Origin of the sequence: Alloscardovia macacae (assembly GCF_002259705.1) — a bacterium.
Classification (GTDB): Bacteria; Actinomycetota; Actinomycetes; order Actinomycetales; family Bifidobacteriaceae; genus Alloscardovia; species Alloscardovia macacae.
On record NZ_MWWT01000001.1, the window covers coordinates 344,726 to 360,745 of the forward strand.

Below are 16,020 nucleotides of genomic sequence, written 5' to 3' on the forward strand. Positions count from 1 at the left end.
CCTAGTTGAGCTTTAGCAAAGCTTAAAAATTGGACATCTGCAGAACCATTAACAGTACCACTTGCTGTAATAGTAGTACCTAATGTAGCAGAGTATTTTTGGCCTGGGGATACCCAGCGCCTTCCTAAAGATCCTGAGATAAATATAGGTTTAACAGGCTCTTCTCATTTTTGTGTGTATGGGGTGTGGAGTGTGGTGTGGATGTGTGCTCGGATGGTTTGTGTGAATCCTCCAGAGTGGAGAAGGCTTCTGAGTCGATAGTTTTCTGGCTGTCTAAAGCCTAACGCGATTCCTCGCAGGGTTTCGAGTCTACCGTTAATGGCTTCGGTGGGACCGTTACTGGATTTCGCAAACGTGAAATACGCTAAAACATCGTCACGGCGTTTAGCAAGAGTACGACCAAGAGTAGCAAGTTCCGGGCAGTGTGGGCTGCTCCCTTTCTGAGCGAGAGCATCGATCAGTTCACGCAGAGCGCGACGTGCTTTCTTCCGGTTTTTCTCACGGTAACAGTCAATAATACGCTGGTATACATCATGCGCGAGTTTCAACGAGGGATACGCATCTAAGAGTTTTTTAACTGCGAGGGCTTGTTTGTCGGTACGTAACCATTGGCTTTTTAAAAGGCTTCTACGATGCCGATATAACGGGTCATTTTTTGTTCCTCGCTGGCCTGTTTCTTCGCGTTGGAGTCGGCAGCGTACCTGAGAGACTTTATCAGCTGCGAGTTTAACAACGTGGAACGGGTCCATGACGTCACACGCGTGAGGAAGCTGAGCTGCAGACGCGTTCTTAAAACCTGTAAACGCGTCCATAGCCACGACCTGAATATTATCGCGAAAAGCACGCGACTGGCCAGCAAGCCACGAGCTGACCACATGCTCACTACGCCCCTCTATCATATCGAGCAAGCGCGCACTTTTGCCACTACGCAACCCGGTTAAGTCCACAAGAACAGTCACATAGCGGCTACCCGTAGATGTATGACGCCACACGTGTTCATCAACACCTAAGACTCTCACCCCGTCTAATCGTGTAGGGTCTGTAACCAGAATGCTGTCTGTTGTTTCTAATACAGCCGTATTCACCGTGACCCACGAGCAATACAAATCTAACGCGCACGCGCGTATACTTTTCGATTTCCACGAGATTTCTGCTATAGCCCACCAGATGGCAGCGAACGAGAGTTGACGTCCAGGAGCAGCAACCCTATCGAGGTTTTCACTCCATGTCGACCAGCAATGCACGCACTCATACAAACGAACTCGGATACGCAGTACTACACCACACTGACCTATAGGCGTGTGAGTAATCCACCGTATACGAGAACTACGAATACGGGGCTCGAGACAACCACACACTCCACACGCTCGATCACGCTGAGTTTTCTGGCAATCAATAACCCATAAACCAGCACGCATCCCGCCTCGGATAAATGCTTGACCTAATGCTTCTAACCCTATCTGGTCTAACCCCAGTAGACTATCGACACTACATGGGGTAAACTTCGTAATGGACCGTGCTGATTTTATTATTTTTTTGTTCACATATCACATAAAACAGCACGGTCTCTACAAACCCCAACCCCCACTCCCGTAAACACTCATACACACCAAAATGAGAAGAGCCGTTTAACATTGATAATATTTTCATGAGTTCCTAGTTCGGGACAGGATCGTTCTTGCGCGTGAACTGGTATGGTTCCTATCGTGGATAAAGAAACTAGGAGGAAAGAAATTATTGCGTAGAATATGAAATTCCTTTTTCTGCATGATACTGACATTTTAGCTCTTTCTTCTCGTGTTTTGTGGGAATGTGATTTTGGTAAAAATTTCTAACTCTTACTAGAGAGTTCAGGGATATCGTGCTTTTTGATAGATTCACGTTGATACTCTGTAGTGCGAGTTTTGAAGACGATAGCTATGATCTCTACCTCGTCGTTTGCCTTGACTACAAGTGCTGATGCATCTGGAAACATAGTTCTAGGAAACGAAATGGTTTCACTTGCTTCTGTGGTAGAACCTTTTCCGCATCCTTCTCGCATATACATTTCATGATAATCGAGATGGTTGTTTGATAGTCCTACATGGAAATTAGCTGTCCCATAGCGACATAGGATAGTTACACTGTAGCTCTCGTCATCAGTGATGGAATTATGTGTAAAATTGAGACGTCCTCCTCCTTTCAAGCTGCCTGAAGCTAGCTCGTTCTCGATAGCGTATCCGACATTTGGAGAGTTAAGAAGTTGCTCACGTAGTGTATTGACTGTGAACTCTTTTTTCGGTCTATGTATTTTACCTGTATCAGTACTGCCGTGACTATGCATGGATACTGGATGTCTGTTCCCGCACCCGCTTGCACAAATAAAGAATAAGCAAATAGACATCATTAGACTTATACTTATGCGAATCCTTCTCTGGCTCATCTTCTGTGCCTCCTTTCTAGGAAAGGAAACGCCACTATAATCAACTGTGAAAATAGTGTTAGTAGAGTAACATATCATATAAGATTTGTAATGTCAAATAAATAACGGCGCATCGCCCATACGCGACACGCCGTGAAGATACTGGGATTCTTAGCGATTTTAATGCTTCGCTGCGCGCTGTGCTGCAGCGATGTCATCTGCGATGATACTGTCCACGATGCTGTGCGGGATAAAGGAGCTGTCTGTCTTCAGCTCGTAGTCACCATTCGTGAGCTTCAGGCCATCGGCGCGCGAGAACGTGACGGCGAAAGTGGACTTTCGCGCGTAGCGTGCCACGTGGGCACGCACTCCGGATGGGTGGGTGTAATCCCACTCTTCACTGTACTGTGCTGTGTTTTTCTTCTGTGCCATGGTAGGGGCCTTTCTGATGTCGAGGAGGATAAAAAGTTACTTCCACTGGAGAGTGGAGATGAGTGCTTTATGGTCTGTGCGGGGTATCTGTACAGTCTGGACAGAGGTGGCCACGAGTTCGCGCGTATGGAGGACGTGGTCTATCTCGATAACTGGCGGCATGAGCGCCCACGATGCGGGGAATGTGGTATGAGGGCCAGCGTGTAGCTCGAGTGATGAGTCCAGAAGTCCAGCGTCTACCACGGAACGGAACACAGGGTGGAACGTGCTCGAGTTCAGATCTCCCATCACTACGGTAGGGATACTCGCTGCGGCAGGCCCACTGCCTGCCAGCTCGCCCAGAGTAGCGATGTCACTGTGCCACTGGGCGAGGCTGCGATGAGGAGAATACGGATGAGCAGATACGATGCGCACCTGCTCAGAGCCCACAGATACGGTCATGACAGGAGTGTTCGACCCCATGCCCTCGAGTAGAGCCCCCGATGCCTCAGCCACAGGAAGACGAGACCAGAGCGCATTATATCCGGCATTATCATGATGAGTTTTCTCTCCGAGCTGCTCGTGAGGGAAAACGGTCAGCGCGCCTTCGGAATGAAAACGCTCCACGAAAGAATCATTCACTTCCTGAACGGCGAGAACATCCACGCCGAGAAGTTTCGCCTGGTGGAGTATCGCGCTCGCATCTGCGCGTCCATGCATGACATTCACGGTCATGACGGAAAATTGGCCAGAAAAACCAGACGATACGCTCGTCTGCGCGGACTGACGCGGCGATCCCAGCGCGGACAGGACGGCAGAAGGAAGTGGAAGCCAGAAAGTGAGCGCCCAGAGCAGATGCACGGCGAGCAGCACAGCCGCAGTCCAGAATGCGCCCGGGCGGTGCGACGCGGCGGCCAGAACCGCGAGAACCACGAGCGGGGCGGCCAGAAGCGGGGTTAGCGCATTCAGGTAAGGCAGAGGGTACGTGGCATCCACGGACACGGGCAGGTAGCGCAGCAGCATCCAGACGGCGGTAAGAGCCAGAGCGGTCCAGAGGACAGCAGTGAGAATCATGGGCGACCTCCGGTGAAGCTGAGAGCGTGAGCGCGTGCGCGGATGGGCACGAGACTGAGATGATGCGCGCGGATGGGCACGAGACTGAGAGAATCGCGTCGAACGCGCGGAACCGCGCGATAGTTTTCGCGACGACGGCTTTTGCGACGACGGCTTTCGAGATGACGGCTTTCGCGATGACACGGAAGCCGTCCGAGACGATGCTCGAGAAGCCATTCGCGTGGGCGCTCCAGCACGCTCGAGGAGGTCTGCACGCTGAGAAGCACGTGCTGCCTTCTCGCGTTTCGCGTTCCGTGCGCGCGCTTCGGACGATGATAGCGATGAGGCTCGTGATGACGCTCGTGACGAGGCCCGCCCGCCGGATGAGCCTCGCGAAGCGCCAGAACGCTTAGTTCCGGCCAAGCAGATTTCCTAATCCGCCGAAGCCTTCTGGAAGCTGCGGCATACCGTCCGGCAGACCGCCAGGAAGACCCGCGCCAGCAGCGCCAGCACCCGGCTGCTTCATAAAGGACGCGCCCTGCGCCGCCCCCGCGCCTGATCCAGAAGCGCCGGCCGCACCAGAGCCCTTCCCGGCCAAACGGTCGCGCAAAGCCTGCTCCTCCTGGGCGCGCTTCATAGGATTACCGCTCTTACCCTTCGCCTTCTTCTTCTGCGCGGCCTTCAGCTTCTTCCCCTTGCGGGAGTTTGCTGCAGGAGCGCCCATGCCCATGGCACCGCCAAATCCTGGGATACCGGTGGAACCGCCCATGCGCTTCATCATCTTCGCAGCCTGCTCGAAGCGCTGCAGAAGACCATTCACCTGCGTGACGGTGACGCCCGAACCGTAGGCGATGCGCGCGCGGCGAGAGCCATTAATAATGGAAGGATCACGGCGCTCAGCAGGAGTCATGGAGCGGATGATGGCCTCCGTACGGTCTATCTCGCGCTCGTCGAGCTGCTCGAGCTCCTTACGATGCGCAGCCATGCCAGGAATCATGCCCAGCAGAGACTTCATCGAGCCGAGCTTACGCACCTGCTGCAGCTGCTCGAGGAAGTCATCCAGTCCGAACGTACCTTCGGACATCTTCGCGGCGGCTTCACGCGCCTGCTGCTCGTCAAACTGCTTCTGCGCCTGCTCGATGAGGGTGAGGATATCACCCATGTCCAGAATGCGCGAGGACATGCGGTCTGGGTGGAAGACTTCGAAGTCCTTCAAGCCCTCACCAGTCGAAGAGAAGAGGATAGGCTTACCGGTGACGCTGGCCACGGATAATGCCGCACCACCACGCGCGTCACCATCCACCTTCGAAAGCACCACGCCCGTAAAGTCCACGCCTTCGTCGAAGGCCTTCGCGGTAGTCACCGCATCCTGACCTATCATGGCGTCGATGACGAAGAGAATCTCATCTGGCTGGACAGCGTCGCGGATGCTGCGCGCCTGAGCCATAAGCTCCTCATCGATGCCGAGACGACCCGCCGTATCGATGATGACCGTGTCATACATCTTCTGACGTGCGAAGTCGATGGAATCGCGTGCTACCTGGACTGGGTCGCCCGCGTCCGTGCCAGGGGTAGCCAGACCTGCGGATACGGCTTCTGACGAGACACCGCGTTCTGGAGCGAAGACAGGCACGCCTGCACGCTCACCCACGACCTCGAGCTGGGTTACGGCGTTCGGGCGCTGGAGATCTGCTGCCACGAGCAGCGGCGTGTGTCCCGCATCCTTCAGCCAGTAGCCGAGCTTTCCGGCCAGAGTGGTCTTACCGGCACCCTGCAGACCTGCCAGCATGATGATGGTAGGAGGGTTCTTCGCGAAGTTCAGCGGACGGTCCACGCCCGCGCCGAGGATGGCTGTAAGCTCCTCGTGGACGATGGAGACGACCTGCTGAGCTGGGTTCAGCGCGTCGCTGACTTCCGCTCCGAGTGCGCGCTCGCGGATACGTCCCGTAAAGGCGCGTACCACGTCCACTGCGACGTCCGCGTCCAGCAGTGCGCGGCGTATCTCGCGGATGGTGCCGTCTATGTCTGCTTCCGAGAGCTTTCCCTTCGAGCGCAGGTTCTTAAATGCGCTCGAGAGGCGGTCGGTCAGAGAACTAAATGTAGCCATAAGTCCTTAATCTTTCGTCGCTCGTTCCGTCTCGTCCTTAGGAACGAGTCAGTGTCCATGTCGATCCGTGCGGACCGTCTTCTATAGTAATACCTGCTGCGTTCAGCGCATCGCGGATGGCGTCAGCCTGTGCAAAATCTTTAGATGCGCGTGCCGCTGCTCGTGCGTCCAGCTGCGCGCGCACGAGAGCGTCGAGCGCTGCATGGTCTGCTGAGCTTTCTTCTGTGTCAATTCTTCCACTAGCACCACTCCACTGCGCGTTCAGTGGGTCGAGTCCGAGGACATCGAGCATACTGCGCACGCTGCGCAGAGCGTGTGCCACCTCGTCGAGGTCTGCCGAAGCGAGAGAAGAATTGCCCTCACGAACGGTGCTGAAGATGCTGCCGAGCGCACCAGGAATGTTAAAGTCCTCGTTCATAGCCTTCACGAACTGCTCAGGAAGCTCGTCTGCAGAAGCATCTGCCTCAGGAAGCGCGCGTCCGGCCTGAGAGAGCGCGGCTGACGCGCGCTCGAGGAAGCCGGTGATGCGCTCATACGCAGCCTTCGCCTCATCCAGAGTCTGGTCTCCCCACTCGAGCATCGAACGATACTGAACGCTGCCGAGCGCGAAACGTACCATCCACGGCGTGTAGCCCTCCAGCACGTTCTCCAAGCTCAGGCCGTTACCGAGCGACTTACTCATCTTCTCGCCCTTTTGCGTCACCCACGCCGAATGCATCCACACCTGAGCGAAACCCCAGCCAGCAGCGTGCGACTGTGCCACCTCATTCTCGTGGTGCGGGAAGCGCAGATCCAAACCGCCGCCATGAATGTCAAACTCGTCGCCGAGATACTTATGGCTCATGGCCGAGCACTCGATGTGCCAGCCTGGACGGCCAGGGCCGAACGGTGTATCCCAGCGAGCGCTGAGCGGATCCGTATCCTTCGGAGCCTTCCAGAGAGCGAAGTCGCGCGGAGAGTGCTTATCCTCCGAGAGGTCTGCTGCGTCCACAGGATTATACTTATCCGCGCCGGCTTTATCTACGGATGGGGCGGCGGATTCCGTGGTGGAGGTGGCGTCTGAGGCGGAAAGCGTACCCGTCTCCTGGTGAGTCAGCTCACCATACTGAGGCCAGCTCGGAACGCTAAAGTAGACATTCCCAGAAGGAGTGCCGTCTGGATTCTGCACCACGTATGCGTGACCGCGGGCTATGAGACGCTGAATGAGCTCGACCATCTCTGGAACGTGGCCGGTGGCACGCGGCTCATACGTCGGCGCGAGAACGCCGAGGAGCTCGTACGCATGGGTAAACTCGCGCTCGTAGATGTACGCACGCTGCCACCACTGCTGGCCAGCAGTGGCAGACTTATCGAGAATCTTATCATCGATATCCGTGACATTACGGACGAAGGTGACTTCATAGCCGAGCTTCATGAACCAGCGGCGGATAATGTCGAACGCCACAGCAGCACGTAAATGTCCCACATGAGGGGAACTCTGCACAGTGGCACCACACACATACATACCCACGTGGCCCTCGCGAAGAGGTTCGAACGGGATAATGCTGTGCGTGGCGGTGTTATACACTTTCAGCGCGCCTGCTGCTGGGGATATCGTGTTCGTCATAGAGTCCAGATTATTAGCGTGGAGCGACAGGGGCGCGGGGGAGAAATGCGAGTGGCGGTACACGCTACAGAGAAAAGCATGTACCGCCACTCGCGTGGTGGTTTCTCAGAAACTATGAAAGTTTCACCATAGATTTAGCGAGTCAGTGAGTCATCCTGGTAGGAAATGACATCGAGAGTCTCTTCATCTATAGCTATCGTGTTTCCGTGAAGTTCATACTTAGACAGGTCGATGCTCCAGGTATCTCCAGTCGGCGTATGAATAATAGTCAGACCCGGATGAGGCTTAATGAGATGGCCATTATACATAATGCCTTCTTCAGCCATAGCAGTCTGCGGTATAAGGGACGAGAATATAATCACCCCCATGACCGCAAAGACGCTGAGTGTCTTCTTTTTCATTTTTCTGTTCCTTTCTTTGTTTGTGGATGTGTGTTATGCGTAGCGGTGGACGGATTTGCCGTCAGAACCTTCGCCAAATATGTTTACTGCGCGAGAATGTGGTGGCATAGCGTTCACTGACTTGAGCTTGCCGTGGTACATGAAAGTAATATTCGCCCACTTGTCGCCTGTGGAGAAAGAATCCCTATTCGGCCAGTTTCCTTTCAAAAGACCCGTACCACTAAACTGCATGTCTCCTAGTGCAGTCCCGCTTGTCCAGCACGCGGCATTACTATCTGTGCATCCTCGAGATGCACTAGTACGTGCACTGAAATCTGTATAGTACGAGGTTACTTCGAGAGTCTCTGGGTCGATGGAGATGGTGTCCCCATGAATCTCATACTTCGAGAGATCTATGGTGAATCCATCCTCCTTTTCTCCATGAGTGATGGTAAGTCCTAGATGCGCAGGAATCACTCTGCCGTTATAAGTAACGGTATCTGCTGCAAAGGCGTTCTGTGGAATCATGAACGAGAGTACTACTATAAGTACACTCAGTGTGCTGATTCCTCCCCCTCTATTTTTCATTATTTTCTCCAATCTCCGTGGAGCTGCGATGCTACACGGTTTTTAGTAGTGGTGGTATGGAAAATGGCACTACGTAAGGCTGTGGTGGCAGTCGCTGACACCACGTCTGTGTGTATCCCCGTCGGTGCGAAAGGGATGGAAATCCGGGACTGATATATCTCCGGATGAACCTCATTCTCCATGGCACTATTTTAGCACACATCTCTCTGTAAAAGTGGCATAATTACTATGTATAGAAGGTATACATAGAAGGCGTTTTATAGGAAGAATCTTTACATAGTAGTGCTCCAGAGTGCTCCATGTTCGATACCGGATTTTCCATAAGCTCCGCCTCCGCTGCCCCCCGTAACGCCCCTGTTACGCCCCGCGTGGCAGAATAGATACTATGACTGAATCTTCTACGCCATATGTCCTGATTCTGCAGCACGCTGAATGGGAGCGTCCAGGACGTATCCAGGAGTCGCTCGAAGAAGCGGGCATTCCTACGCGTATCCTGACCATACTCGATCAGAAGAAGCCAGAACTTCCGAAGGCGAGTGAATACTGTGGCCTCGTGGTTATGGGAGGCCCCATGGGGGCACTAGACTTTGACGACTACCCAGGTTTGAAAGCTGAGCATAAGCTCGTGAAGGCTGCCGTAGAGGCGAGCAAGCCAGTGCTGGGTGTGTGCCTCGGCCACCAGATTATAGCCGCAGCTTTAGGTGGAAAGCTGAAGAAGGGAAAAGAGCCAGAGATAGGCTTCGGGCACATAGAGCGAGTGAACCGTCACGAGTATGCTCCCCTCGACTCGGAGGGGATGGATGTGCTTCACTGGCATAATGACGTGATATCGGTGCCGGACGGTGCTACGGTTATAGCGAAGACAGATGTAACGAAAGTGCAGGCTTTCGCGTATGGCTCTGCTCTCGGTCTGCAGTATCATCTCGAAGTGTCTCCAGCTATCCTCGAGCAGTGGCTCAGTACGCCAGCCATGGTAGAAGGACTGAAAAAGTCGCAGATAAAGAAGATTCGTGACGACTTCGCCCAGAAAGATGCCTGCATACACCGCGTGGCAGATGCCACGTTTTCGGCGTTCGCAGCACGCTGTGCGAGTTACGCCCGCGCGCTCGCGAACTAACCCCTCCTGACTATAGACCACCATAGGCCTACCACGAAGAGAAAGAATCCCAGAGGAATATACGTGCCAGTACATGATATAGGCTTAGAACATGTGTCCCTAGACTTCGCCACGAAGACTATTTTTCGTGACGTTACTCTCGGCGTCGTAGAAGGCGACCGTATAGGCATCGTGGGTAAGAACGGAGATGGAAAGTCCACGCTGCTGCACATTCTCACGGGAGCGCAGAGCATCGATGATGGTCGTGTGACGCGCCGCGGTGGTCTGACTCTCGGTATGCTCGATCAGTGGGATAGTCTGGATGACGCTGCCACGGTACGCGAAGCTGCTCTCGAGGGGCGCGAAGAGTACGAGTGGGCAGCAGATGCCACATCACGCGGCATCGTGGAGACTCTTCTTCTGGATATTCCTCTGGATGCCACTGTGGGACAGCTCTCCGGTGGCCAGCGCCGCCGCGTGGATCTCGCACGCCTTCTGCTCAAAGACTGGGACATCCTCGTGCTCGACGAGCCGACGAACCACCTGGATATGCCTACTATTCACTGGCTGGCCGCGCACCTGAAGTCACGCTGGTCAGCAAACTCGGGCGCTCTTCTCGTGGTCACCCACGACCGCTGGTTCCTCGACGAAGTGTGCACGCGCATGTGGGAAGTGCATGACGGTACCATCGACCCCTTCGAAGGCGGATACTCCGCTTACATGATGCAGCGCGTGGAGCGTGAGCGCCAGGCGGATGTGGCAGAGACGAAGCGTCGGAATCTCGCGCGGAAGGAGCTCGCGTGGCTCACTCGTGGTGCACGCGCTCGCTCCACGAAGCAGAAGTTCCACGTGAAGGCTGCGCGTGAACTCATCGCCGATGTGCCAGAACCGCGTAATACCGTGGAGCTTAAGGCCATGGCCACCTCGCGCCTCGGAAAGCAGGTCGTGGACCTCATCGACGTGACTCAGGTGTACGAGCAGAATGCGGATGAGCTGACCCCAGACTCGGTGAGTGTGCAGATCACCGAAGATGATGCGCAGGGTGTTCCTCAGCAGCGCACGGTGACGGGAAAGCGTATTCTGGATAACGTGACGTGGCTCATCGGCCCGGGAGACCGTTTCGGCATCGTGGGTGCGAATGGCGTGGGAAAGTCCACGCTGCTGAAGATTCTCGACGGCACGCTCACGCCGACGGCCGGGCATGTGAACATCGGTAAGACGGTGAAATTCGCCGTTCTCTCGCAGCGTCTCGACGAGCTGGAAGCGCTCGGAAAGTACCGCGTGAAGGAAGTCCTCAGCCGCTATAAGCCGACGTACATCGTGGACGGTAAGGAGACGACCCCGGGTCAGCTCATGGAACGTCTGGGCTTTGAGGCCGCGCAGCTCATGACGCCGGTCGCGGACCTGTCCGGCGGGCAGAAGCGTCGTATGCAGCTGCTGCTGATTCTGCTCGACGAGCCGAACGTGCTCATTATGGATGAGCCTGGCAATGACCTCGATACAGACATGCTGGCCGTTATGGAAGACTTGCTCGACACCTGGCCGGGCACACTGATAGTCGTCTCCCATGATGCGTATCTGCTCGAGCGCGTGACCGACCACCAGTTCGCCATTTTCGACGGAAAGATACGCCACCTTCCAGGCGGTGTAGATGATTACTTCCGCCTGCTCGAGGGCCAGGATGTACCGGATAATCCTATCTCTGGTGGACTCGTGAGTACGGGCAGTGAGTCTGTCCTCTGTGATGCTGGCGTGGAGGAGGATGCCGCTCCACAGCTCAGCGCCGCAGAAGAGAAAGCCAAGCGCATAGCCAAGCATGAAGCGTCCAAGCGCATGAGTGCGATCGAGCGCAAAATGGATAAATTGGCAGACGAAATAAAAAAGATAGACGAGCAGATGGCGGCCGCGGATCCGAGCGACTTCGTGGGCCTCGGAAAGCTGAACGAGCAGCGCGACGCGGTGCAGGCTGAAATCAGCGCTCTCGAAGCGGAATGGCTCGAGAAAAGCGAGATAGTAGAAGGATAAACGACGCGGGGCGCGCACCAGAGGGTACGCGCCCCGCTCGTATGTTTCACGGGAAACTAGCGGCCGCTGATCTCCGAGCCGGCCACTTTATCGCTGAGCGCACGCGGACCGCGCGTGACGGCCACAGACCCCGAGCGCACGAGCTCGAGCACGCCGTATGGCTGCAGCAGGCCGAGCAGGGCGTCTATCTTCCCCGCGGCACCCGTGGCCTCGATGGTCAGCGACTGCGGATGCACGTCCACCACGCGAACGCGGAACAGGTTCACGATCTCGAGGATATCCGAGCGGTTCTGCTCCGTGGCAGCCACCTTAATGAGCACGAGCTCGCGCTCCACGGTATTCTCCGGGTCGAGCTCCACTATCTTCAGCACGTGGAGGAGCTTATTCAGCTGCTTGATGATCTGTTCGAGAGGCTGAGGCTCCACCATGGCCGTCACAGTAATGCGCGAGATGTCTTCGCGCTCGGTAGGGGACACGGACAGGGAGTCGATGTTAAACGAGCGGCGAGCGAACAGGGAGGAGACGCGCGCCAGAACACCAGGGCGGTTTTCTACGAGCACAGAAATGGTGTGACGCGTAGCGCCTGGCTGGAGGGAGAGGTTATTCACGACCATTAGAGATTCGACCTTTCTGCGCGCGCATTCTGAGCGGCTTCTTCAGCTTCTGCCTGGGCGCGCGCATTCTGCGCGGCAGCAGCTTCGCGCTGCATGGCCACGTTCTTCAGCGGCTGCTCGCCGAGGCGGAAGAGGACGTTATCGTTTGAGTTTCCAGCTGGAACCATAGGCCAGACCATAGCATCCTTCCACACGCGGAAGTCGATGAGCACAGTGCGGTCATCGATGGCATTCGCCTGCTCGATGGCTGCTTCTGCCTCCTCTTGTGTGGTAGCGCGCAGGCCTACGCATCCGTAGGCTTCGGCGAGCTTCACGAAGTCAGGCACGTCGAAGAAGCCCTCACCAGGAGTGGCGGATGCATTCCCCGCGTGCTCGTCGCCGTCGTGCAGCATGGTGGCCGAGTAGTGCTGGTCGAAGAAGAGAGTCTGCCACTGGCGGACCATGCCGTAGACCGAATTATTCAGGATGGCTATCTTCACCGGAGTGTTCTCGTGGAAGATGGTGGCCAGTTCCTGGGAGGTCATCTGGAAGGAGCCGTCGCCGTCGATGAGCCAGACAGGCGCTGGGTCTGTGGCTTCGGACGCGGACGGGGCAGATGTGGCGGCGGATACGGACGTGGACGTGTCGGATGCGCTGGCGGAAGAATTGACTTCAGCAGCCTCAGACGCCTCGACGTATGCACGCTCGGACGCCACGCGCGCGCCGAGAGCTGCAGGAAGGCCGAAGCCCATGGTTCCCGCGCCTGCCGAGGACAGCCACGTGCGCGGACGCTCGAAGTCCACGAGCTGGCTGGCCCACATCTGATGCTGACCTACGCCAGCCACCCAGATGGTGCGCGGATCGGCCTGACGGGACAGCTCCTTCACCACCCACTGTGGCGAAAGGCTGCCGTCGGTCGGCTCGTCTTCCGCGCGGGTGTAGTCGGACGGATAGTTCGCACGCAAGTCGTCGAGAAGCGCCCACCAATTCGTCAGATCCACCGAGCCTTCCTCGCTCTGCAGCGCCTGAATCTCCGGTACGAGCTCGTCGAGAACGGTGGCGATGTCACCCACGATAGGCACATCCGGCTCGCGGTTCTTTCCTATCTCGGCAGGGTCGATGTCGATGTGGATAACGCGTGCACGCGGTGCGAACTCGCTGAGCTTACCCGTGACGCGGTCCGAGAAGCGCGCGCCGAGGGCGATGAGCAGGTCGCTGTTCTGCACTGCTCCAGTGCCGGCGATGGATCCGTGCATGCCTATCATACCGAGATTATGCGTATCAGAATCTGGGATGATCCCGCGTGCATTCAGCGTGGTCACTACCGGCATATTCGTGGCGTCCACGAGACGCTGCACCTGCTCGGACGCGCCCGAGCGCATAGCGCCGCCGCCCACATAGAGAACAGGGCGGAAGGACTGCTGAATGAGGCGCGCAGCCTGGCTGAGCACCTTTCCATGCGCGTGCGTGGTCGGCGAGTAGCCTGGAAGAATCATGCGCTGAGGCCACGAGTAGAACATCTCGCCAGTCTGTGCCGAGCGCGTCAAGTCGATGACCACTGGTCCTGGACGGCCCGTGCCCGCTATGTGATACGCCTCGGTGAGTACGCGTGGGATATCCTGCGCATCCGTGACGAGGTACGAATGCTTCGCGATAGGGTACGTGATGCCCACGGTATCCGTCTCCTGGAAGGCATCCGTGCCTATCTGATGCGCCCCCACCTGGCCGGTGATGACCACGAGAGGTACGGAATCCATCTGAGCGTTCATGATGGAGGTGATGGTATTCGTCGCTCCCGGACCCGACGTGACGATGGCCACGCCTGGCTTACCGGTGGCCAGCGCATATCCTTCTGCTGCATGGCCTGCTGCCTGTTCGTGGCGGGTGAGGATGAAACGGAACTTCGTCTCCTCGTTTAACGCGTGGTACACCGGCAGAATGGCGCCACCCGGGATACCGAAGACGTCCGTGACGCCGAGATCTTCGAGCGAGCGGACGAGCGCCTGGGCGCCGGTCATTTTTTCGCCGGTGAGGGCTGCGGCGGGGGCGGTCGCGGCTGACGGGGCTGGGGTGGCGGCGGTCTGCGGGGACTGCGCTGAGATGCCGACGGAAGCGGCGTTCGGCTTCGAGACCGCGCTAAAAGCTTGTAAAGGTGTAGGCAAGGCCATGGGTACCTCTATCTGTCGTGTCTATCGTGTCTATCGTGGGGCGAGAGTCTGCGGTGCCGCTTGTGGCGGCTACTGTGGACTTATCTTAACGTATGTGTGCTGTGACGCGCGCGTCGGTGTCCGCTATGCGGTTTTGTGCTGCGAGCTGTCCGCATCGTGGTCGTTTTTCGTGTGTAGCGTTTTCGTCGGTCTGCGCGGCCTGCTCAGTGTGGTCAGTGTGGTCGGCCTGAGTCTGCGCTGTCTGCAACGCGTGCAGCGTATTCCACGCCACCTCCGCCGCGAGCAGCTGCGCTTTACGTTTCGTGCTTGACTGCCCGCTGCCCAGCGGCTGCGTGGCATCCACGCCGAGCGCCTCGCTGGCCGCGTTCGGCTCGAGCTGCGCGTACGCCGTGAAGACTTGCGCGTAGTCCGGACCGCCCACTTCCATGCGGTAGGTCAGTTCGTTTATGCCCAATTCATGCGCTATCTTCGCGAGTGACGTCTTCCAGTCGAGTGCAGGCCCTTCGTGCGTCACTTTTTCGAGAGTCTCATCGATGAGGCGATGCACTGTGGCGCGAGCTGCCTCTATGCCATGCTCGATGAAGACTGCACCCACGAGGGACTCGAAGATGTCGCAGAGGATAGAGTCTTTATTATTTCCGCCGTCGTCATACTCACCGTGGCCCAGAAGAATCATAGGGCCCACGTGCAGATAATCGCGTGCTATAGGTGCCAAGCACTCCTCCGACACTGCCTTCGCGCGAATCTTCGCCATCTGGCCTTCGCTAAAGTGCGGGTGATTCGCATACAGTGTCTCCGTGACCACGAGCTCGAGCACTGCATCCCCGAGAAACTCGAGGCGCTCATAGCTCGGCGCCCCGGAGTGCTCATGCGTGAAAGAACGGTGGGTCAAGGCTTCGACGAGATGCTCGGGAGTCAGCTCGCTGCCGAGCTTCTCGAAGAGTGCAGCAGCGTGATCATTCGGACGAGGGGTAGGGTGATTCTTACTCATACGTTTCATTCTAGGCAGATGCATAAACGTGCGGGGTGGCGAGGGGCGTGGGATGGGAGTGATGGTGGCGGGGCGGAGCATCGTGGGTGAGATGGGTGAGATAGGCGAGATGGGTGAAATGGGCGCAGTCAGAATTTTGCGAGTTATTCCACTTTTCGTGGCTGCAGTCGTGAAAAGTGGAATAACTCGCAAAATTGAGATGACGGTTGGGGAAGTTCCTGCTACTTTTTGCTATTCGGCGCATTTTGTCCCTTCCCCTAGGCCTAAAATGCGCCGAATAGCAAAAAGTAGCTTCGATGTAAATCGGCTATACTCAAAATTCGACGTATTGGTATTTTTTTGGGCCGTTTTGAGTGCCCAGAAGCGGCTAAATGTGGACAAAAACCGATTACTGATAAAATCCCTCGTCCCCGCCGCGCTCCCACACCACCCACACCACCCACTCCGCACATAAAAAAGAACTCCCGCCACCCGTCGATGGCAGAAGTTCTTTCATAAATTATATTCGCGACACGACGGCTCATACGCCGTCAGTACACCGTCGCGACCGCTCGAAGCCTTCAGTGTTCGAAATCCTCGAAGCACCGGCTTCCCTTCAAGC

Annotated in this window: 14 protein-coding genes; 3 read left to right on the plus strand and 11 right to left on the minus strand. The window is 56.5% G+C overall.

Annotation, left to right across the window (positions count from 1 at the left end; translation table 11 throughout):
• Positions 1-164: 164 nt before the first annotated feature.
• The 4 genes from ALMA_RS01480 to ALMA_RS01490 form a co-directional block, all read right to left on the minus strand.
• On the minus strand, positions 165-1,418 hold the full coding sequence (locus tag ALMA_RS01480) for an ISL3 family transposase (RefSeq protein WP_094726072.1): 1,254 nt from the start codon (positions 1,416-1,418) through the stop codon (positions 165-167).
• A gap of 413 nt (positions 1,419-1,831) precedes the next feature.
• A complete protein-coding gene (locus ALMA_RS08020) occupies positions 1,832-2,323 on the minus strand; it encodes a hypothetical protein (RefSeq protein WP_148140230.1) in 492 nt (163 codons plus the stop codon).
• 258 nt (positions 2,324-2,581) lie between these two features.
• The gene (locus tag ALMA_RS01485; protein ID WP_094726073.1) at positions 2,582-2,833 is read right to left on the minus strand and encodes a hypothetical protein; all 252 of its coding nucleotides are present in this window, start codon (positions 2,831-2,833) and stop codon (positions 2,582-2,584) included.
• 36 nt (positions 2,834-2,869) lie between these two features.
• A complete protein-coding gene (locus tag ALMA_RS01490; protein ID WP_158520625.1) occupies positions 2,870-3,886 on the minus strand; it encodes an endonuclease/exonuclease/phosphatase family protein in 1,017 nt (338 codons plus the stop codon).
• 26 nt (positions 3,887-3,912) lie between these two features.
• On the opposite strand from ALMA_RS01490, the gene ALMA_RS08120 reads away from it, so the two are divergent.
• Entirely contained in the window at positions 3,913-4,278 is a 366-nt protein-coding gene (locus ALMA_RS08120) for a hypothetical protein (RefSeq protein ID WP_158520626.1), read from the plus strand.
• Here the strand turns inward: ALMA_RS08120 and ffh are convergent.
• The 4 genes from ffh to ALMA_RS01515 all read right to left on the minus strand — a co-directional run bounded on the left by ffh (position 4,275) and on the right by ALMA_RS01515 (position 8,486).
• Positions 4,275-5,972, minus strand: coding sequence for a signal recognition particle protein (ffh, locus tag ALMA_RS01500; RefSeq protein ID WP_094726076.1), 1,698 nt, complete (start codon positions 5,970-5,972; stop codon positions 4,275-4,277). The genes ALMA_RS08120 and ffh overlap by 4 nt on opposite strands.
• A gap of 37 nt (positions 5,973-6,009) precedes the next feature.
• Positions 6,010-7,578 (minus strand): cysteine--tRNA ligase, encoded by a 1,569-nt coding sequence (cysS, locus tag ALMA_RS01505; RefSeq protein WP_094726077.1) that lies wholly within the window; start codon positions 7,576-7,578, stop codon positions 6,010-6,012.
• Between the two features lie 134 nt (positions 7,579-7,712).
• The gene (locus ALMA_RS01510) at positions 7,713-7,979 is read right to left on the minus strand and encodes a hypothetical protein (RefSeq protein WP_094726078.1); all 267 of its coding nucleotides are present in this window, start codon (positions 7,977-7,979) and stop codon (positions 7,713-7,715) included.
• Positions 7,980-8,012: 33 nt separating this feature from the next.
• On the minus strand, positions 8,013-8,486 hold the full coding sequence (locus ALMA_RS01515; protein ID WP_094726079.1) for a hypothetical protein: 474 nt from the start codon (positions 8,484-8,486) through the stop codon (positions 8,013-8,015).
• Positions 8,487-8,931: 445 nt separating this feature from the next.
• Here ALMA_RS01515 and ALMA_RS01520 point away from each other — a divergent pair, with 445 nt between their 5' ends.
• On the plus strand, positions 8,932-9,663 hold the full coding sequence (locus ALMA_RS01520) for a type 1 glutamine amidotransferase (RefSeq protein ID WP_094726080.1): 732 nt from the start codon (positions 8,932-8,934) through the stop codon (positions 9,661-9,663).
• A gap of 63 nt (positions 9,664-9,726) precedes the next feature.
• On the plus strand, positions 9,727-11,667 hold the full coding sequence (locus tag ALMA_RS01525) for an ABC-F family ATP-binding cassette domain-containing protein (RefSeq protein WP_094726081.1): 1,941 nt from the start codon (positions 9,727-9,729) through the stop codon (positions 11,665-11,667).
• A 56-nt stretch (positions 11,668-11,723) separates the two neighbouring features.
• Here ALMA_RS01525 and ilvN read toward each other — a convergent pair whose 3' ends face one another.
• The 3 genes from ilvN to rnc form a co-directional block, all read right to left on the minus strand.
• The gene (gene ilvN / locus ALMA_RS01530; protein ID WP_086106711.1) at positions 11,724-12,281 is read right to left on the minus strand and encodes an acetolactate synthase small subunit; all 558 of its coding nucleotides are present in this window, start codon (positions 12,279-12,281) and stop codon (positions 11,724-11,726) included.
• Entirely contained in the window at positions 12,281-14,428 is a 2,148-nt protein-coding gene (ilvB, locus tag ALMA_RS01535; protein WP_094726082.1) for a biosynthetic-type acetolactate synthase large subunit, read from the minus strand. Before ilvB ends, ilvN begins: the two co-directional genes overlap by 1 nt.
• Before the next feature lie 85 nt (positions 14,429-14,513).
• Positions 14,514-15,419, minus strand: coding sequence for a ribonuclease III (rnc, locus tag ALMA_RS01540; RefSeq protein WP_169712294.1), 906 nt, complete (start codon positions 15,417-15,419; stop codon positions 14,514-14,516).
• Positions 15,420-16,020: the final 601 nt, after the last annotated feature.

Excerpts from the sequence above, each read along its gene's own strand:
- ALMA_RS01480 (WP_094726072.1), bottom strand. The coding sequence starts at position 1,418 with ATGCGTGCTGGTTTATGGGTTATTGATTGCCAGAAAACTCAGCGTGAT.
- ALMA_RS08020 (WP_148140230.1), bottom strand. The coding sequence starts at position 2,323 with ATGCATAGTCACGGCAGTACTGATACAGGTAAAATACATAGACCGAAA.
- ALMA_RS01485 (WP_094726073.1), bottom strand. The coding sequence starts at position 2,833 with ATGGCACAGAAGAAAAACACAGCACAGTACAGTGAAGAGTGGGATTAC.
- ALMA_RS01490 (WP_158520625.1), bottom strand. The coding sequence starts at position 3,886 with ATGATTCTCACTGCTGTCCTCTGGACCGCTCTGGCTCTTACCGCCGTC.
- ffh (WP_094726076.1), bottom strand. The coding sequence starts at position 5,972 with ATGGCTACATTTAGTTCTCTGACCGACCGCCTCTCGAGCGCATTTAAG.
- cysS (WP_094726077.1), bottom strand. The coding sequence starts at position 7,578 with ATGACGAACACGATATCCCCAGCAGCAGGCGCGCTGAAAGTGTATAAC.
- ALMA_RS01510 (WP_094726078.1), bottom strand. The coding sequence starts at position 7,979 with ATGAAAAAGAAGACACTCAGCGTCTTTGCGGTCATGGGGGTGATTATA.
- ALMA_RS01515 (WP_094726079.1), bottom strand. The coding sequence starts at position 8,486 with ATGATTCCACAGAACGCCTTTGCAGCAGATACCGTTACTTATAACGGC.
- ALMA_RS01520 (WP_094726080.1), top strand. The coding sequence starts at position 8,932 with ATGACTGAATCTTCTACGCCATATGTCCTGATTCTGCAGCACGCTGAA.
- ilvN (WP_086106711.1), bottom strand. The coding sequence starts at position 12,281 with ATGGTCGTGAATAACCTCTCCCTCCAGCCAGGCGCTACGCGTCACACC.
- ilvB (WP_094726082.1), bottom strand. The coding sequence starts at position 14,428 with ATGGCCTTGCCTACACCTTTACAAGCTTTTAGCGCGGTCTCGAAGCCG.
- rnc (WP_169712294.1), bottom strand. The coding sequence starts at position 15,419 with ATGAGTAAGAATCACCCTACCCCTCGTCCGAATGATCACGCTGCTGCA.